The sequence below is a fragment of the Clostridiales bacterium genome (assembly GCA_030016385.1).
GTDB lineage: Bacteria > Bacillota > Clostridia > Clostridiales > Oxobacteraceae > JASEJN01.
In genome coordinates, this window is the sequence record JASEJN010000003.1 from 66,075 (window position 1) to 85,846 (window position 19,772).

The 19,772-nt window shown below is 36.9% G+C and carries 15 protein-coding genes; 1 reads left to right on the forward strand and 14 read right to left on the reverse strand.

The window, feature by feature from the left end:
- Positions 1-46: 46 nt before the first annotated feature.
- The 5 genes from QME45_01385 to ypeB form a co-directional block, all read right to left on the reverse strand.
- Positions 47-1,363 carry a glycoside hydrolase gene (locus QME45_01385; GenBank protein MDI6617312.1) on the reverse strand — a complete coding sequence of 439 codons (1,317 nt, stop codon included), beginning with the start codon at positions 1,361-1,363 and terminating at the stop codon, positions 47-49.
- A 602-nt stretch (positions 1,364-1,965) separates the two neighbouring features.
- Entirely contained in the window at positions 1,966-2,985 is a 1,020-nt protein-coding gene (locus QME45_01390) for a LacI family DNA-binding transcriptional regulator (protein ID MDI6617313.1), read from the reverse strand.
- A 45-nt stretch (positions 2,986-3,030) separates the two neighbouring features.
- Positions 3,031-5,712 carry a beta-galactosidase gene (locus QME45_01395; GenBank protein ID MDI6617314.1) on the reverse strand — a complete coding sequence of 894 codons (2,682 nt, stop codon included), beginning with the start codon at positions 5,710-5,712 and terminating at the stop codon, positions 3,031-3,033.
- Positions 5,713-5,851: 139 nt separating this feature from the next.
- Positions 5,852-6,031, reverse strand: a complete 180-nt coding sequence (locus QME45_01400) for a small, acid-soluble spore protein, alpha/beta type (protein MDI6617315.1) — start codon at positions 6,029-6,031, stop codon at positions 5,852-5,854.
- Between the two features lie 64 nt (positions 6,032-6,095).
- Positions 6,096-7,478 carry a germination protein YpeB gene (ypeB, locus tag QME45_01405; protein MDI6617316.1) on the reverse strand — a complete coding sequence of 461 codons (1,383 nt, stop codon included), beginning with the start codon at positions 7,476-7,478 and terminating at the stop codon, positions 6,096-6,098.
- 211 nt (positions 7,479-7,689) lie between these two features.
- On the opposite strand from ypeB, the gene QME45_01410 reads away from it, so the two are divergent.
- Entirely contained in the window at positions 7,690-8,826 is a 1,137-nt protein-coding gene (locus tag QME45_01410; GenBank protein MDI6617317.1) for a glycosyltransferase, read from the forward strand.
- A 140-nt stretch (positions 8,827-8,966) separates the two neighbouring features.
- Here the strand turns inward: QME45_01410 and spoIIR are convergent, their stop codons facing one another.
- The 9 genes from spoIIR to QME45_01455 all read right to left on the reverse strand — a co-directional run bounded on the left by spoIIR (position 8,967) and on the right by QME45_01455 (position 19,686).
- Complete coding sequence (gene spoIIR / locus QME45_01415) at positions 8,967-9,818, reverse strand: stage II sporulation protein R (protein MDI6617318.1); 852 nt, start codon at positions 9,816-9,818, stop codon at positions 8,967-8,969.
- A gap of 76 nt (positions 9,819-9,894) precedes the next feature.
- Positions 9,895-11,097: a Ger(x)C family spore germination protein gene (locus QME45_01420; GenBank protein ID MDI6617319.1), complete on the reverse strand. Its 1,203-nt coding sequence runs from the start codon at positions 11,095-11,097 to the stop codon at positions 9,895-9,897.
- Positions 11,098-12,192, reverse strand: coding sequence for an endospore germination permease (locus tag QME45_01425; GenBank protein MDI6617320.1), 1,095 nt, complete (start codon positions 12,190-12,192; stop codon positions 11,098-11,100).
- A 27-nt stretch (positions 12,193-12,219) separates the two neighbouring features.
- On the reverse strand, positions 12,220-13,773 hold the full coding sequence (locus tag QME45_01430; protein MDI6617321.1) for a spore germination protein: 1,554 nt from the start codon (positions 13,771-13,773) through the stop codon (positions 12,220-12,222).
- A gap of 43 nt (positions 13,774-13,816) precedes the next feature.
- On the reverse strand, positions 13,817-14,029 hold the full coding sequence (locus QME45_01435) for a hypothetical protein (GenBank protein MDI6617322.1): 213 nt from the start codon (positions 14,027-14,029) through the stop codon (positions 13,817-13,819).
- Positions 14,030-14,315: 286 nt separating this feature from the next.
- Positions 14,316-15,173 (reverse strand): 4-(cytidine 5'-diphospho)-2-C-methyl-D-erythritol kinase, encoded by an 858-nt coding sequence (gene ispE / locus QME45_01440; protein ID MDI6617323.1) that lies wholly within the window; start codon positions 15,171-15,173, stop codon positions 14,316-14,318.
- Positions 15,174-15,345: 172 nt separating this feature from the next.
- Positions 15,346-15,789 carry a J domain-containing protein gene (locus tag QME45_01445; GenBank protein MDI6617324.1) on the reverse strand — a complete coding sequence of 148 codons (444 nt, stop codon included), beginning with the start codon at positions 15,787-15,789 and terminating at the stop codon, positions 15,346-15,348.
- Between the two features lie 361 nt (positions 15,790-16,150).
- Complete coding sequence (cphA, locus tag QME45_01450; GenBank protein ID MDI6617325.1) at positions 16,151-18,793, reverse strand: cyanophycin synthetase; 2,643 nt, start codon at positions 18,791-18,793, stop codon at positions 16,151-16,153.
- A gap of 89 nt (positions 18,794-18,882) precedes the next feature.
- Complete coding sequence (locus tag QME45_01455; protein ID MDI6617326.1) at positions 18,883-19,686, reverse strand: cyanophycinase; 804 nt, start codon at positions 19,684-19,686, stop codon at positions 18,883-18,885.
- Positions 19,687-19,772 lie beyond the last annotated feature (86 nt).

Genomic DNA, 19,772 nt, shown 5'->3' on the forward strand with positions numbered 1-19,772 from the left:
CCTTTTTATTTTTTTTGCAGCCTTTTATATTTCATGCTAATATACACTACTTAGCCTGAATAACAAAAGTTGTAACTGATTCTGATGGCAATATATAACTCTGTAAATCAGCAATTTTTTTTACGAGACTGCAATTATAATTCACTGATGTTTCGTATACTTCACTATATTTACCATTTAAGCCATTAAAAACTATTGACTTTTCTTCCTTTGATGGATTTACAAAAACAATAACAGTTTTATCTGACTTGGGGGAAACATATGCCGATACAAGCAAATTGTTATCTTCAATTTCTGCCTTTATACGCCTGTAACCCGGCCTGATAAACCTGGAATAATTCCCAAAACTCCATAATCTTTTGGAAGTTTCATATTCTTCAGTTGCTGTATTAACATATACAAGGCCGTCGCGGTAATCGCCCTTTGCTACAGCTAACCAAGCCTCCCAGGTAGAAACCGATAAAATGGTCATATCCTCATGTATCGTTTTGGCAAGGACCAATGCTGCGTCCATACCCTTGGCATTTCCATTTTTCATCTCACACCACTCTGTTTGGTGAAGAGGAAGCATGTTATTAAACTGTGAAAAATATATGGCAGCTTCTCTTTTATCATCTGCATTGGACCAGTAAGAATGAACTGCAAAATGATCAATGGCTTTTGAAAGCAGATCATCCTGCATTACGGTCCTGTACATCGAAAGGGTATAATCACGATCATTCCACTTCCCAGATTCATCTATTGAAAGTTTTACAGGGAGCTTTCTTTTTTTAAGTTCTAAAGTTACTTTTCTTGATAAGTCCAGCACCTGTCCGGGCTCATAGTGGCAACCTTCTTGCCCACTTTTCCAATTCCACTGGGGTTCATTTATAGGGCTTAAATATTTGACAGGTATACCTTTTTCAAAGAAGAGTTGAGTTATATCGGCGAGATACTTTGCATACTCATCTTCATTTTCTTCCGAGAGATTCGATTTTCCAGAAGCTTCTCCGGAGGAATATCCGGACTTAGTTAATCTTGCCGGTGGACTAACTGAAAATAATTCAACTGTAGCTCCATGCTTTACTGCTTCCTTCATAGCATTTATAGAATTTTTATCTCTATTCATGTCATATAATCCGGGAGAAACCTCTATAGTTTGTGTAGAACGCCAGGGATCATCTGTCAAGCAAGGATATCCGGCCCCAATATTATATCTATATATATTCAACCCTATCCCCTTTTTACTCTCATAAAGGAAATCCATAATTTCACTAATATTACTCCATCCGCCGACATCCTGAGCCCACCATGCGCCGGATGCACCAAAGCCCTCGATCTCCTGGTATTTGATATTATAGTTAAGCTTTACCTGTATCCCCATTGGATTAACCCCCTTAAAAGTTTGTTTACTATTTTTAGAAACCGTTTTCATAAAAAGCCAAAAAAACATCGAAAGTAATATTAAAAAAATCAATATTGCTAAAACATATTTTCCCCATAGGTATCTCATCTATATTTCTCCCTTACAGACATATATCCATTATTTTTAAAAATAATATGATTGCTATAAAAAATTTAACAAATGCCATAAAGCATTGTAATATCTTAAGAGATAAACATTCATGAACAATACCCTTCTGTTTTTAAATAAGACTTTTGATTTAAATATTGTATTAGATAGATTGATTAATATAATTATTTTTTGATGAATACTATATTAAAAATCAGTTTATATTATTATGTTTATATATAATATCTATTAATTATAAAAAACATTTAGAATTAATAGATCAAATAAACATTCTATTAACATGAAATAGGTTTCATATAATTTACAAAACATATTATACTACATTATCCTCGAATTGTTAATATTTATTTCAAATTTTTGAAAATTTTTGTTATGAACTTAATTCAAAGAGTAACTTCATGTTTATACCATCAAAATGGTGGAAGTTACTCCTACAAAACGATATGTAAACTTCAATATTGTTTTGATTTCGAACATGATTGCCTGATAGTAAGGCTTGTTTCTATAACCTTTTCTCTTGATGATTTTTTGCCTGCAATCATGTCCACAGCAGTTTTGGTAAGTTTTGGTATATCATGGTTTATAGATGTTAAAGTGGGTGACACAATATCACAAAGATAAGAGTCATCAAAACCTGTTAACGAAATATCCTGTGGAATTTTGATGCCCTGTGAATAAGCATATTTCATAGCACCAATTGCCACAAAATCATTTATGGCAATAACTGCCGTAGGTATTCTGCTTAAGGAAAACAAAGTTTTCGCTGCATTAAGTCCATCATCAATAGAAAATCCGCTGAATATTACCCAGTCTTTATTATATTCAAGTCCGAAATGCTTTAATGCATACTTTAATGCCTTGTGTTTTATAGATGTTGATGTAATGCTAGATATTCCACCTATAAGGCCTATATCTTTATGCCCAAGGGAAATAAGATACTCTATAATGGAGAAAATTCCAGCTCTTTCGTCGCTCCTTACCTTAAAACAATCAACACCGCTCATCCGGCCATTGATCATTACGATTGGAACCTTATCGAGCACAGCATTCATCTCATCTGCAAGCTGCTTGTTGGTTCTTACCATATTAATTCTGCCGCCTAAAAATATTATTCCATCGACCTGCTTTTCAACTAACATTTTTAAATAAACCGACTCTAAATCAATATTAAATGCGTTGCAGAGAATTATAGAGTAACCTTCGGCAGTTAAAAGTTTCTCTGTTTCTAAAAATATATTGGCAAAAAAAGGATTGTCAATACTTGGCATTATTATACCTATAGTTTTTGATTCCTTTTTTAGCAGACTTCTTGCAAGAGCATTAGGTTGAAAATTGTACTTATCTATTATTTCCCTAATTTTACGGCTTTTTTCTATATTTACTCTTGCACTGCCGGTTATCACTCTCGAAACAGTCGCGGGTGAAACTTCAGCTTCTTTTGCAATATCATATATTGTTATATTCTTTTTCAATTTTTATCCCATCCTGTTTAATATACTGTAATATCAGAAATTTATTTAATGCAAATATTCCAAAACAATCTTATCAAATACTGGAGAACTTCCTATTGCCTCAACCAGCATGTACAATTTATTACCTGTCTTATTAAACCATGGCCCCGGAAGATAAAACCTTTGCGAATCTCCCCCAACCATGCACGGGCTAGTTTCACCATCTAAAAATATGCGGCCTACAATTTTGCCGTTAAAAACTGCTATAAATTTTATATCTTTACCTTCTATATGTACATATGCGCATCCATGCTTTATACTATCTAAATCTACACACAATACAACAATCTGACCTGGTATAAACTTTAAGGGTAAATGGGTATTACAGCCTTTGGATTCTAATATATAATGAAGAATCTTTCCCTCGTCAAAAGCTTTAAAGCAGCATTTTTTAATTTTTCTGCAATACAGAATAAAAGGCCTTCCAAAAGGCTCGCTCCAATCCTTCTTCATCACAGCAACAGATATTTTTGATTGCCTGCCCGGCGTCAAATAATTGGAAAGATCTATATATGGATCATATGGGTTTATTCGTGAAATTTTTATGCCGTCAACAAATACCTCAGAATATGCCACATTATCTTCAACCTCCAGTACAAAACTATCACAGTCATATTTTGATGGTATATAGTTTTTGCTATATAAAGCTTTCATCGGAGTCCTTGTTGAATTCCAGCTATTTATATTCATCAATGGCTGAAATATATCAACATCCTTATTTAATAAAACTCTGATATTCCCTTCAATATAATCAAAATACCAACAATCGGATAAATCTTCTTCATGTATTATTTCATAAGCACTTTCTATTCCTTTTGAAGATTTTAACCTTAAAGATTTCAATCTTGGATCATCAAAATTTGAGTGTCCCCATATCTCTACCCTGAAATTCCATTCTCCTGTTTTACCGGAGCTGTATCTTTGCCATTGACCTCCCGATATTCTTGTCCCTAGATACTCATCTCTATCATAAGCTGAAACAATATCTGCTGCTCCCTTAAGCAACAGAGGGAAGCCAGGATTTGCTTTTATTTTGTAAATTCCATATCCTCTCCATAGACCATAATCTTCAAAATACAAAACGGGTGATTCTTTTACATTCTCTGAACAAGAAGCAGGTTTTATACTGGCATTTATGATGCCCTTATATTCCACAGCCTCTCTTGCAGTGGGAATCTCAGCTTTCCATACCGTTAAATCGCTTTCAATCCTTGCAGCTTCCTGCCTGCTGGTTATCATTATCTTTATAAGCTTGTTTCCTTGCCTTATTATGCGATTATCCCCTATACCGGATAGCAATATCTTATTATCTTTAATATACTCACCTTCGGCAGATACTGCATCAGGAATATCAAATAAAGCCTGACATCTACGATCAGCGTATAAAATAAATGTGACTTTATTTCCATGCTTATATATGCCAGCAATCTCTGCAGACGAAAAGACGAGCATTCCATTCACGTCCCATTCACCCAAGGGTATATTGACAGGTAAAATTGAAGCTCTTAAAGGCTCAACATCAACATAAAAATCTACTCCATTACCTTTTATATATGCAGTTCCATTTTTATCGCCTATATTGGGAATGCAGATAAGCATTCCACCATTTTCTAATTCAAGAACGGCATATTTATCAGGCCCTGGAAAATTTGCGTTTATATCAAAACCATGATTTTCTTTATAGAGAGAAACTGCTATTTCTGATCCAAGCGATTTAATAAGACCTGAAAAAAGCCGGGCCTCAAGGGCTTTTTCTCTATATTCTCCTACAGGTGAAATATCTGAATTGAAACCATAATCACTTGTTATGAAAGAGAGAGGACTTTTACCTTTCCCCCAATTATTTATCCCGTTAGTAAAACCAAAATTATATCCTGCTACCTGATTATAGGGACCTATAAGTTTGGCACCGCAGCATAGTTCACGCCGCAACGTAAAATAATCTTTATTCGTCTCCGTTATAAGAAAAGGTTTATTTAGAACTCTCATCCTTTTATATATTGCACCGCAATATTTTTCAAATGAAGCGTTTTTAATATTCATATAAATATTAAATGTATTTTCAACACCTTGTGCAAAGCCTGTCGCGCCCTTCATACTACCCTGCCCGGCACATCCAAATACTGGCACGCTTATTCCGTATCTCGCTGCTATACTTTTTAACTCCTCCATATACTTTCCGGGATCGGGGCAATCGAAAAAGTCAAGCTCATTATCCAGCTGCACCATTACAACTGTACCACCGTTTCCACATTGATAACGTGAAATCACCGGAATTATCTTTGAATACCAAGCATCAACTCTCTTAAGAAATTGACCATTTGCTTCCCTTATAGGATATGGAGATGCAAGACACCATGCAGGAATCCCCCCACCATCCCATTCAGAACATATATATGGTCCCGGCCTTGCAATTACAAACATCCGTTCATCCGAAAGCATTTTTAAAAATTTATCTGCATCCCTTTGACCAGAAAAATTCCATTCTTCTGGAGAAATTTCATGATAATTCCAGGGGAAATAAACATCTACACAGTTATATCCTAATTGTTTTATCTTAATGATGCGATCATGCCAGAGTTCCATAGGAATTCGAAAATAAAAAAGAGAGGCACAAAGTAAAATCTTATATTGCCCGTTTATACAGATACCTCTTTTATCTATGCTTATATTTTCATTAATATTCATTTGATATCACCCATTTAAAATTACATATGAAACCGATTTCTCAATAACTTTATTATATTATCTGATAAAAAGTATGTCAATATAAATTATTTTAAATTGATAAATGCCGGGCAAATGCCCGGCATCGCACGCAATGAGCTTACTTTTGCTGTTCATGAAGGCTTTTTTCAGCATACCGTATCGCGGCTTTGACAAGGTTTCCACATTGTCTCGATGGAACGCCTTCCCATCCTTCCTTTGCAACAATATCATCAACACCTAATTCCTTTGCCAATTCAAATTTTAAATCATCTGACATAAGGCCCTGGCGTCTGCTCATATTCACACCCCCAGAAAACTGGATTGTGCGTGCAATATTATTATTCCTAAAAATATAAAATTTATTACATCGCCAGTTGCCCTCCCGGAGTATCGATAATCTGAAGGATATTTTCCTCATTTCCGTTTTCAGCATTGATATATACTATAAAAGTCGTATTATCGCTTTTACCCACAAATTCATATGTAAAAACTTCTCTCTGTGAAAGAAGAGGAATTATAGCCAATCTTACATTCGTTATCTTTAAAGTACGGCTTACTTTTTCTCTTGCTTGATCTATTGTAAGTTTTGGGGAAGGTATTTTTCTTTTACTATGGGCTATCAGATATTTTTCAGCCTCTATACCTACTATTTCCCCATTGTCAAGTGCTACTTTAAGCTTAATCTGGTCAGGATAAATTATGACGTTAGTATCCCCTTCTGTTACCGTATTTACATAACTTATAACAATTGTATTGTCATCTTTCTGCGAAAATGTCGGTATCATGTCTTTAAAACCCATATTGTTCAAAAATTTCAAGCCAATATCGATTGCTTTTTTGTTATCGATGGTGGACGAGTTTATGTCTCTCGGATCCAGCATATAAACAAGGTGTCCGCCATGTTTGCTTATATCAACATTAACAGCACTATCTTTATTCCTTCCTTTCAATATCACATAGAAAGGATATACAGATATTTTCCCATCTCCTTTTGAACTGTAACTTCCTATTTTCTGTACCTTATCCTTTCCAAAAATATTAATAACTTTTTTCTTGGCATCGTCAAGTGTTATGGTACGCTCAGCATTAACCTTGGGAGTGATATTCAAGACATTTTCAGAAAACGGACCGTCATATATAAGCGTGGGATGGCTCTGCATCTGTTTGTCTATGCCGGTAAATTTCTGATCTACAATATTGGTTTGTGCCTTCTTTAAAATTTCATTACCCTCATATCTTATCTCGGACCATTTGAAATTTCCATCTTCCATTTCCCTCTGCAGGGAAAAAAGTTGTTCGTGAAGATATGCCGCGTTATTTTTCAATGCAGATAAAGTCTTCCATTCTTTATCTGTTAGCTTTACTCCATCGCCTTGTCCTCTTATCAATGCATAAGAAAAGTCCGACAATTGCGATAAAAACTTGCTTGTCTGAGATATAGCCGTATGCGTTATCGGCAGTGCATTTACTCTGTCGGCTGCGGCTCCGGCCTGCCTCCATATGTCACCAAAAAGCAGCGTCATCTGCTGTGAGGATGACACTACGGCAACCTTTGAAAGATCAGTCTCCAAGTTCTGCACATTCCCTGTCAGATCATATAATTCCCTTTGGTATTTACCCTGAAGCCTGTTTCCAAACTGCATCCTGTCTATGTAAATAAGACATGCAAACGTAGTAACGCCTACTACCAGCACAGCAACAATAACACTATAGATTCCTCTTTTCCTCATAATCGGCTGTTCCAATCATACCACCTCTTAAAGTCCTTATTTTTTTTACTGTCTGTATTAAACTCCAATAGAGTGCATCTTTTATATTTGAAGAATATTATCCCAATAATCTTTATACAGCCACCCCGATATTCCAGTACTTTTATTTTTTGCTAATTTCCCTTATTTATACAAATTAAATTATATTTAATGCAAAAAAGAGGAACACTTTAGATGAGGTGATTTTATGAAGATCCTTATATTATCTATTTCTGCAGGGAGCGGCCACGAAATTGTGGCACAGTCTCTCAAGCATTTTATGGAATCCAGAATAAAAAACTGCAGTGTAGAAATAATTGACGCATTAAAATATATAAATCCTATCATTGACAGGTTAATAATAGGCGGTTATTTAAAAACTATCAGAAATACGCCGCATATATACGGCAGGTTGTACAATGCATCAAATAATGATGAATATATAGGCGCCGTATGCAACAAGTTCAACGATATGCTTATAAAAAAAGTCGAATCTTTGATAGATGATACTAAACCGGATGTAATAGTATGTACGCATCCCTTTCATCTTAAAATGCTGGAGCCGGTAAAAAAGAAAGGTCTTTTTGAAATACCTGTTATTGCGATAATTACTGACTTTTCGATACATAGTTTTTGGATTGCTGATTTTGTTGATGCATATGTAATACCTCAGGAGGACTTGAAAATAGAACTTACATCAAATGGTATAAATGATGATAGAATTTACCCATATGGTATACCTGTAAACATGGACTTTTACAAAAAAATAGACAGGCAATCTTATCTTAACGAGCTAAACCTCGAAGATAAAACTACTTTTCTTCTTATGGGCGGCGGGCTCGGTTTAGGTTCGATAAAATGTTTATTCAAGATGCTTATAAAATCTAAACTCGATATACAGATAATCGCCGCTACAGGAAAAAATTCAAGGCTTAAAAAGCAATTGGAGTATGCATCTTTAAACTGTGCAAAAAAAGTTAAAATATTAGGTTTTACGGATAAAATCTATGAATATATGTCCGTTTCAGACCTCCTTATTACCAAACCTGGCGGAATTACTATAAGCGAAGCGATGGCCAAAGAGATACCTATTGCAATAATATCTCCAATACCAGGCCAGGAAGAAGAAAACTGCAATTATTTGGTTAAAAACGGCATGGCAATTATATTAAAAGAAAAGGAAAATAATATACAAGAGGTATATTCACTTGTGAACGATAAATTCTGGGTTGAAAATATAAAGAATAACATCAAGCAAAAGTCTAAACCCCATGCTATTTATAATATATCAAATCTTATAGCCGGATATGCCCAAAAAACATCATATATAAGTACAAAAAGGTAGGAATATTTATCCTGCCTTTTATTAAGCTTATCCTATGCTTTAAATTGAAATATAAACGAAAGACTTTCCGCCAATTGCTCCTTCCATAATATTCTTCAAATAATCTTTATAATATATCCATATAACCTTATTAATATCGACTATTTAAACAGGCCTTTTATCGTAGATATAAAGGATTTTATTATTTCCACACTTTTGAATTTGATTTCAGTTTTTGAGTTATCAGCAGGTATCTTCGAATCATCAACATCATGTTTTGTCGTGGAATCATCGGCATCTTTATCTATCGTGGAATCACCGGTATCCTGTTTTGATACAGAATCGTCAGCTTCTTGCTTTGCCGGAGGTTCAACAGGCTTTTTATCATTTACAGCGTCCTTTTGCACAGTCCCATTATTCTCACTTTTTGTAACCTCATAGCTCTCACTTTCTTCCGGCTTTGTAAGAATGCTGTTATATTCATCATCATTTAAGACTTTTTTCAAACCGTTTTCAGTTTCTTTTGATGTTATATTATGAGTTATATCCACAAAACAGAGGGGTGGGAACATAACGCACCACCAGTTTTTACCCACGCCTTTTCCAAGAACTATCTTTAGCGCATCATATTCGCCTGGCGGAAGTGCGATATTGCTATATACTTTTACCGGAAACTGCGATTTGCCGAGTGTGACATCCACTCCATAACTCTTTCCATTCTTAGATAATTCACTTGACGCAATTTTTTTAATATATCCGAGATTGGATTTTATAAACTTCTCAGAATCGGTTTTTGTCTTTAGCTTTTGCATTTTAGGGGCTATCTCCTTCAGTACCCTGTCCCTTACCTTAAGTTTAACATTCTGGTCTGAAGCAGAATCGCTATTTGCTATTACATGAAACCTTATTATCTTTTCAGAAATATCTTTAGCAGTATCTGTCGATTGTGCACATGATGACAGCATAGATATCGATATTAGAACGGCCATTATATATGTAACTATTCTTTTCAAAGTAAAATTCCCCCCATTATAATACTTTTTTTCTTTATGCTTTAAGTATTTCCATAATAGGAGGAAATTAAACATATCATTTTACTGTTCCTATTCTTCTGATTTTATTATCGACAGTCGGGATTATTTTTATAGTCGGATAAACTTCATTCCATTTATCCTTTACTTTATTCCATAGCGATGGATTATGTTTTCTTAAATATTCCCCTATCAATAATGCATCATTTTTATAGTCTTTCTGGAGTTTTTTTATTACAAAACTGCAGCTTTCCTCATCTACGTCATTTAGATCCCTTTCAACTTTCTTGATGAAGTTATCATCATATATTTCCATGCCTGCTGAAGCAGATGAAATTACTCCCTCAGTTTCAATATTTATACCGACTTCAATATTTTCAGGATCATCATTTATAAGCTTAATGGATCTTCCGGTATTTCTGATCAAATAGTTTACCGTAAGTCCATTGGTATTTATGCTTTCAGAACCTGCTTTTCTCTTGCCGCTTAAAGCATTGAAATAAAATGAATCATATTCCGGCAAAAATCCCTGCAGTTTATAATCCTTAATAATCGCATCGCCTGCAATCTTTAGCTCGTCACCTTTTACGGTAACTTTAGGCATTACGCTATCCCCGTTGGCACTCAGCATTGTTATAAATTCATTAAATGTTATATCCGATATTCTGCCGTTTGAAGATTCGTTTTCCAAAATTCCGCGTATATACCTGAAAAGAAGTTTTTCATTTTTAGGCTTTATTTCGGCAACTTTGCATGCTTCTCCCTCTGCGGCAAGTACTCTCATGGATCTTCCAAACTCCGGGGCCCGTCTAAAGTAGTCCAGCACTTCCTCGAATTTATCCGGATTTTTTAAAAGTTCCTCACCGAATATTATGGTCTGCGTAAAGCCGAAAAACAGCCTTCGGCTCAGTCTTGAGTCGATGTATCTGTTTGTTTCATCTATCGTTACGGCCACGCTTGATATGCCGCCTTTTTCCTCTTCTCCCCCTCCGCCTCCTCCGCTTCCGGTATCGTTTCCTGCAATTTCGGAAGCATTAGGGAACTCATATGTCACCTTTATCATTTTTCCTGTTTGCTTTTCGATTCCAGGTATGTTCTTTACAGACTCCTCTACTTTTTCTTCATAGCCGGGAGGCGCCATATCTACCATGATTACTCCCACAAAGGCCCTCTGATCTATCTCAACTTTATCCCAGCATCCTGAAAATAAGGATGCTGAAAATAAAATTATAGTTATGATTAAAACCGTCTTCTTGCTCATTTATTTGTTCGCCCCCATCTTCCTTAAAACTGCCGTAATCAAAAGTAAAACCGGAATTATAAGTATTACCGGAGTTTCAAGGTATTTTGTTATCTTATCCAGGAAATCATATGCCTCAACGATATTATCCGGTATAAGGGATATTAAATATATAATCGGTATGGAGATAGATGTAAAATGTTTAAAATTTTTATGCTTGAATATCCTGGATAAAATATATGATATAGCATACGATATAGGAACTATGGTGGTAAAAGCAAGAATTATCCACTGGCTCATAACAATACCTTCCAGCCTCTCTATAAAAGATCCCGGGACTTCTATCGAACGTATCATGGTAAGCGTAGGCCATATAAGTTTTTTCGTATCTATAATGCCGAATTTCCCAATTGCCAATATCACTACGGAAATATATGTTAATATTATAACGATAAACGCTATTATCCCCGATTTGAACATTTTGCCCTTATCCTTAACCTGGGGGGCAATTAAAAGGATCAATTCGAAGCCGGCATAACTATACGTTGCCTTATATGCACCGTCTAAAATCCGTGCTGCACTTGAGCCAAAAACAGGAAGCATATTTGAAAAATCCGTCCTTGGAATGGAAAAAAACAGTACAAAAAAAAGAGTAACCATAATCAATGGGAATACAAATTCGTCAAATCTCACTATAGGCTCTATGCCATATCTTGTAAGCCAGATAACCAGAACAAGCATAGTTATCATTATAACTTCAACAGGCGTTCTTAAAAGCAATGTCATTTTAACCACTTCACCAAAAATCCTTAGTGTTATGCCTATAATCGTGACCATATACAGCGTGAATATTAAAATGACAGGAACCGAAAGTATATTCCCAAATACCTTTCTTGATATTTCAACTATAGTATCATCAGGGAACTTTCTGACAAGCCTGCACATTATTAGAAATAAAAAAATGCTGGCTATCCCTCCTAAGATCACCGATATCCATCCGTCCTCATCTGCAGATTCCACAACTATCCTGGGAAGAGCGAATATCCCGACTCCAATTACTGTAAGAACTATAAATATCCATAATTGAGTATTTGTAATTTTATCGTTTTCAATCAATTTTTCTTCGCCTTCCTGATTTTCAAACTATCTTTTCTTCCTGAGAGCCATTCTTTTTTTATCATTTGCCTGAAGGTATTCCGGCCTGTAGATAAAGGACCTGATCGGGAATCTTACTACACTGTCTTTGAAATCCCGGGCCGACATTCCGGCAAAGGGTGCAAGATACGGCACCCCAAAACTTTTTAGGTTTACAAGGTGAATAAGCAAGGCGATCAGCCCGAGCATTACTCCATACAGCCCTAATACCGCTGCGAGTATCATAAGCACAAACCTGACTATCCGCATGCCTGTATTCAGACCGAAATTTGGAATCGTAAATGATGATATAGCGGTTATCGATACAATTATAACCATAATAGGGCTCACGATTTTTGCGCTTACCGCTGCCTGGCCGATTATAATACCTCCGACTATACCGATGGTTCCACCTATGGGATCCGGCAGCCTGACTCCGGCCTCCCTCAAGAGCTCAAGGGATAATTCCATTATGATAGCTTCGATGAACGCGGGAAAAGGCACTCCTTCCCTTGAGCCTGCAATAGAAAGTGCAAATCTATAGGGAATTATGTCCGGATTGTATGACGTTATGGCGATATAAAGTGCTGGAAGGAGCAAAGAAAATATCGCCGCAGTTATTCTGGTACCCCTTACGAATGTAGCAATTATCCATCTCTGATAGTAATCCTCTGAGGAGTGAAGCATCCCTATCAATGTGCCCGGCACAATAAGCACAAAAGGTGAATTATCGACGATTATGCCTACCCTCCCCTCCAGTATTTCAGCCGCAACGGCATCAGGCCTTTCTGTAGACTTAACCTGTGGAAACGGTGAAAATATATCGTCTTCAATAAACTGTTCAACATAGCCGCTTTCAATTATCCCATCTATTTTTATACTGTTCAGCCTGTCAAATACTTTTTGTAATATATCCTTTTTTACAATATCCTCAATATACATAACAGCTATATCGGTTTTGGAACGATACCCTATTTTCATCTGCTTTACCTTAAATTTAGGATCTCTTATCCTCCTTCGGACAAGGGCGGTATTAAATCTTAAAGTTTCAACAAAGCCATCCGAAGGTCCTCTCACAACCCCTTCGGATTTAGGCTCCTGAGGCTGCCTCGCAGGCCACAGTTTTGTACCGATTACTATAGCCTTGTCGAATCCATCCATAAAAAGTGCCGTATCTGCCGATAATATGCCGTCAATAACCTTATTAAGGTCATCCTCCTCTCTAAGCTCTGTAGTTGCAAGGGTCCCGTTCTTGGTAAGATCAAAAAGCCTAGATTTTATTTCCTCCGCATCCGGCTTGACCTTTCTTGCATCCAGCATAAGGGACTCAAGTACAAAATTATCGACAAGCATCTTGTCGCTAAGCCCATCTACGCATATTAAAAGATACTTAAGCTTCTGACCTGTCCCAACATTAAACTCCCTGAAAATTATGTCATTGCAGTCTTTAAATATATCCTTCAGTTTTTTATTCGTTTCATCTATATTTTTAGGTATGGGAACCTTTTCTACTTCATCTTTACCATCATTTGCATCATAAGTATATCCACTTATTTTTTTCATAAATAAACCAAACAATCCCAAGTTAATGCCCCCCAGTATTCCGTTATAGATGCATGATAATTATAGCAATCAGTGCACATATTGCAATCGCTGCATAAACAAGCCCTGCTATAAACGAAAATCTCGATTCATTTTTGAACCCTTCAGTCTTAAGCTCTTTCGTATCGGCAAATACAAGCAAGTATGACGATATCAAAAACAAAAAAATCGTGTATCCGGAAAAATAATTTCTTATAAATTCAGATATTTTCCCCATAAAAGCACCTGCCTCATGGATATTCATCCATGAATATAATTTTTGCATGTATTCTATTTATTATTCATAGACCCTTGTAAAAATATGCATTATTAGAACTTACAAAGTTTGAATTTAGCAAATGAAGTATTCATGAATATGGAAGTCATATTGCAAAAAAATAGCGGGCCTATGCTCGCCGCCAATGGTATATGTGAATTTGATTCTGAGATAAAATGGGAAAAGAGTATTATAGATTTAAAAAATATTATGAAAAGAGCATTGCGGAAATGTTTTATAGAATCTGCTAACGAAGTTTGGGACCTATGGTTCTGACAACATAAACTTCTTTTAAATAATCTCTGAGCCTATCATAGCATTTTTCCGCGTATCCATGATTCTCAAATATGCCAAATACAGCGGGACCGCTTCCGCTCATGAGGCTTCCGAGAGCTCCCGATTGCATGATTATACCCTTGATTTCACCTATTACAGGATACCTCCTGACAGTCACCGTTTCAAGAACATTTACCATATGATTGGCTATATATTTAACATTTCCGGCCTGTATATTTTGCACTATCTTATCAATATCAGGCCTTGCAACGATTTCGTCAAGTTTTAAATTTCGATATATATCCTTTGTCGATACGGACACAGCAGGTTTTGCAACTACCATATATATGCCTTCAATGGACGCAAGCCGCGTTATTTTCTCACCAATGCCTTCAGCTAGAGCAGTCCCTCCCTTTATACAAAAGGGAACATCCGCTCCTACGGCTTTTGCCGCCTCCATCATATCTTTATGATCCATATTCAAGTTCCATATATCGTTTGCAGCGACTATTGCAGAGGCAGCATCCGAGCTTCCTCCTGCAAGTCCTGCTGCAACCGGTATGCTCTTCTTTATTTCAACTTCCATTCCCCAGGGGATGCTATACTTCTCTTTGAGCAAATCAAGAGCTTTGTAGACTGTATTCTTCTCATCACGGGGAACATATGGATTCATGCAAAATATTTTTATGCCATCATCAATTTTATCAAACTTTAACACATCATACAGGTTTATAGACTGCATTATCATTCTGACTTCATGATATCCATCGGCTCTTTCTCCGATAACATCTATTGAAAGATTCACCTTTGCATAAGCTTTATAATCCACATGACTCACATCCATCCGTTAAGAAGTACATACATTAAGATACACCATACTTATAATACAGGAAGCAATATTCTAAACAACATATATATTAACATCAATTATAATACTTTCTCTACTTTCGCATAACCCCATTCTGCCGTTAAGGGATAAAATTTAATTTATTTTTAATAATCTATCTGTCGCTGCCCAGCAACTTGTGATATATATCGAGTATCTCTATCATTTTTTCATTATCCCCTCCGCGATCCGGGTGGTACTTTTTAGCCAGCTCCCTGAACTTCTTTTTAATATCGTCAATTGAGGCTCCGGGAGCAAGACCAAAAGCGGACAATACATTCGGGTCGTAGATATCGCTAAACTCTAAGCCGCTTTCTTTGTACTTGCGGAAATAAACTGCATAAAAATACTCTTCGATTATTTCCTTTATTTTTTGTCTGTCCAATTTGGACATCAGCCATAATGGATATTTAACCCGCTCATCGCCTCCGGATTTAGTTGAAAAATATTCATCCCAGACAAATTCTCCGGACAATGCATTATCTCCATATCCAAATCGTATTCTTTTTTCGACTTTTTTCAATCCGCGCAATTTACGTTTTAACCGGTCAATATCCATTTTCAACCCATCCGCTTCAACAATACCACAATATGGTATACTTTTATGATATTCAAATTATATCATATAATACCATAACCTACCGGTATTATTTTTTACAATCAAATAATTTTAGATGTATGCTGGTATTATAATCCTGTTAACATATGAGAACTCTATTTCATATGTTCCGTCCAGAGCCATGTCAAAAGCAGCTGGGCATGTATTCCGGTGGTCGGATAAGCTTATAAAATTCGGCAAAAAATTTTTCATGTTGCCCATGGGTAACATGAAAAATTAATAATTAAATATGCAATAATCATTTGTCAGTAAGAGAAAATGCATAAAAATATTTACGCTCCCAAAATAGGAGGGCATTTTATCATAACTCCATCCTGTATATACTCTCATCGGCCTTTATGCCTGCCGAATATTTTTTAATCACGCTCATTACATCATCAAACTTTTCATAAAAAATTATTATCAAATCCCCTGGCTTTGCATTCCGCATGGCAGTCTCAAGAGCTTTCTTTTCAGAAAGTATTATATTGATGGAATCTCTTGACTTGCCTGCTGAAAATGCGCCAAGTTCCAGCAGTTTTGCTATTTCTCCCGGGCTTCTCCCACGCAGATCTTTGTCCTCTTTTATATATATATAATCGAGACTCTTCCCGGCAATCCTGCCTATTTTGATCGCATTTTCATCGCTCCGATCCCCCGGTACGCCGATAACTCCCACAATCCTTGAAGCGCCAAGTTTTTTGGCAGCCGAAAGCACGCCTTCGTATCCTGCTATATTGTGGCCATAATCCACCAGTACTCTATAATTTTCTATATTGAAGATATTGAATCTGCCTGGATTTTGTATTTCATTCAAATAAAATGTCTTAAGCCCCATGGCGATTGAATCGACGGGAATACCCAGCCCATAGCTTCCTGCAACAGCCGCTAAGCTGTTTTCGATGTTATATGCAATCCTTCCCTCCATAGTAGACGGTATATCCATTATATTAATAACCGGGAACAGTTCATCTCCTTTTGCAATGCAAATAATGCCGTTATCTATATAAACTCCCGTTTTGCCCTCCATTATATGTTTTTTTAATATAATGTTGGATTTGTTTCTCGAAAAGTATATTATATTTGCCTTTACGCGGCCTGCAATGTAAGGAGTCATACGGTCATCGGCATTAAGCACGGCATAGCCATCGCCCTTAACCGCTTCAACCACTAAAGACTTAACGAATGCCAGATCCTCCAAGCTTTTTACGCCATCTATAAACAAATGGTCATCGGATATATTTGTAATTATCCCTACATCGGCAACATCATAACCGAGACCTGACCTTATAATCCCGCCTCTTGCAGTCTCCAATACGGCAGCTTCAACGTTTTTATCGCTTAATACGATCTTGGCGCTTAGCGGCCCTGTCGTGTCACCTTTCAATATACACGTGTTGTTTATATATATTCCGCCCGTCGTGGTCATACCGACACAATATCCATAAAGTGTAAGTATATGGCCTATCATCCTCGTCGTGGTCGTCTTACCATTTGTACCTGTAACAGAAACTATCGGTATTGAAAATCTTGAACCCGGAGGATAAATCAAATCCACTATTGCTTTTGCAACATTTCGGGGCTTTCCTTCCGTGGGATAATGGTGCATCCTTATTCCTGGAGCAGCATTTACTTCTATGACGACCCCGCCATTTTGAGTTATCGGTTTGCTTATATCCGGCGTTGTAATATCAACGCCTGCAACGTCAAGCCCTATAATCCTTGCGGCTTTTACTGCGATTTCCATATTGAAAGGATGGATGATATCGGTACAGTCTTTTGCAGTTCCACCTGTTGAAAGGTTCGCATTTTCCCTTAGAAATACCTTCCTCCCGCTTTCCAATACCGTATCCTGCGACATACCCATCTTCTTTAATGTTAAATTGCTTATATCATCAATGATAATTTTGGTAAGCTGCTTTTCGTGGTCCAGTCCCCTTTTGGGATTTTTATTTTCCTTTTCTACAAGTTCCCTGATAGTGGATGCACCGTCGCCTATCACATATGGAGGGATTCTCTGGGATACCGCCACGACATTATCACCTATTACCAGCACACGGTAATCTTTCCCAGCTATATGCCTCTCGACAATTATTTCGCTGCTGTATTTGCGTGCAATAGTAAATGCTTCCTTTAACTGATCTTCACATTTTAAATTGATCGATACACCCTTGCCCTGGTTGCCATCCTTTGGCTTTACAACAACAGGATAACCTATCATCTGTGCAGCATCTATGGCTTCTTCAATATTATATACCGTTCTTCCATCAGCTATAGGAAGGCAGGCATCTTTTAATATTTTCTTTGTAAGTTCCTTGTCACATGCGACATCAACCGAAACACAGCTCGTTTTTTCGGTCAGCGTCGCCTCAAGCCTTTTCTGATACTTTCCATACCCAAGCTGTAGTATGCTGTCATCACCTATCCTGTTTACGGGTATACCCCTTCTTAAGGCTTCTTTATATATTGCTTTCGTACTTGGTCCCAAAGAATATTTTACGATGCTTTCCTCAAGATCAATATATTTTTCATTAAATGGAAATTCCACGCCGTTTATAAGGGAGTTAAACATGTCTATTACCATTTCGCCGCAGAGTATCCCTATCTTTTCAATTTCATACTGGTATATGACGTCGTATATCCTTTTATCGTCGGTCACACGGGCTTTCCCATATTTTACATCAAAACCGAGCATATTCTGAAGCTCTATGATGGAATGTTCAGCTACGTGCGCAAGGTAGGTACCCTCATTTAACAGCCTTTCTAAAAATCCGCCTTCATATCCTGTCGAACATGCATGTTTTTTAAGTCCCGGCAAATATGAAAGCAATTTTTGATTGAACCCGTTTATTTTATTCGTTGGTGTATCATAATACTCACACAGGTCTACCGCCATTTTTATTACCGCTTTATGGCTATAGATATTTCTTCCCCTATAGACCTGCGTTGATAAAATTTGCATCATCTGTCCTCCTCATAAATTTCCCATTTTGTTTACCATGGGTGCATATTTATATCTGAAGATTAATCTGTATACATCCGTTTATCATTTTTTTACATAATAATGGGTCTTCTACTTATTAAATCAAATCCATATCCCTTTGGAAGTATATGGAGTTTTATATCCGTTAAAGCAATAGGCTCTTCAGGCATGAGCTCTGAAACATTTGTATGCGAAATATACATGCCATCTACGACTGTCACGCTCTTTGACCCTATTACATTGAAAATTTTACCGCTTACAATTATGGCCGTATCCTCATCGATTCCAACCCCCAGCATATTGGGGTTTTGCGCTACAGCCACAAGGAGCCTGCCTATTCTGCCCCTTTGTGCAAAATGTTGATCGATTATGGTTCCATTCAACATGCCAAGTCCAGGCGCCATCTTTAGCGTACAGTATTTCGGAGCGTCGTCGTTTTCACCGGTAACAATCATATCTGCGCTCATTGCCGAGGCTCCGGCGCTCGTTCCAACAATCAGCGAACCGTTCCTATACGCTTCGTGCAAAGCCCTGTAGGCCTTTGTACCTCCAAGCAGGCTGGTTATCCTGAGCTGGTCGCCACCCGTAAAAAAAATGCACGTCGCATCCTTTATGGATTTAACATATTCATCATTTGAAGCATCTTCTCTCGAACTTATATTAACAATATCGATATTACTGACCCCTAATTTTCTAAAGATCTTTTTATATGTCTCTCCGACTTCCTTCGGGTGCTCTGTCGCCGTAGTCAATACCACAATTTTTGAGTTTTCGCATCCCGACATTTCAACGACTTTATTCAGTATTTCACATTTTCCTTCTTTATCTTCTGCTCCTCCGATTATGATAATGTTTCCTTTCGTAGCATATTCCATACCAGTCCTCCAATATATCCTCCCCGCCGTACCGGCTGAAATTTTACTTAAGTTAAATAAATACTTTCATAAAAGCCAGCATTTTA

Bases quoted from the DNA above. Each gene is read 5' to 3' on its own strand.
- QME45_01385 (MDI6617312.1), bottom strand. From the start codon at position 1,363: ATGGGGATACAGGTAAAGCTTAACTATAATATCAAATACCAGGAGATC.
- QME45_01395 (MDI6617314.1), bottom strand. From the start codon at position 5,712: ATGAATATTAATGAAAATATAAGCATAGATAAAAGAGGTATCTGTATA.
- QME45_01400 (MDI6617315.1), bottom strand. From the start codon at position 6,031: ATGAGCAGACGCCAGGGCCTTATGTCAGATGATTTAAAATTTGAATTG.
- QME45_01410 (MDI6617317.1), top strand. From the start codon at position 7,690: ATGAAGATCCTTATATTATCTATTTCTGCAGGGAGCGGCCACGAAATT.
- QME45_01420 (MDI6617319.1), bottom strand. From the start codon at position 11,097: ATGAGCAAGAAGACGGTTTTAATCATAACTATAATTTTATTTTCAGCA.
- QME45_01430 (MDI6617321.1), bottom strand. From the start codon at position 13,773: ATGAAAAAAATAAGTGGATATACTTATGATGCAAATGATGGTAAAGAT.
- QME45_01435 (MDI6617322.1), bottom strand. From the start codon at position 14,029: ATGGGGAAAATATCTGAATTTATAAGAAATTATTTTTCCGGATACACG.
- QME45_01445 (MDI6617324.1), bottom strand. From the start codon at position 15,789: ATGGATATTGACCGGTTAAAACGTAAATTGCGCGGATTGAAAAAAGTC.
- cphA (MDI6617325.1), bottom strand. From the start codon at position 18,793: ATGATGCAAATTTTATCAACGCAGGTCTATAGGGGAAGAAATATCTAT.
- QME45_01455 (MDI6617326.1), bottom strand. From the start codon at position 19,686: ATGGAATATGCTACGAAAGGAAACATTATCATAATCGGAGGAGCAGAA.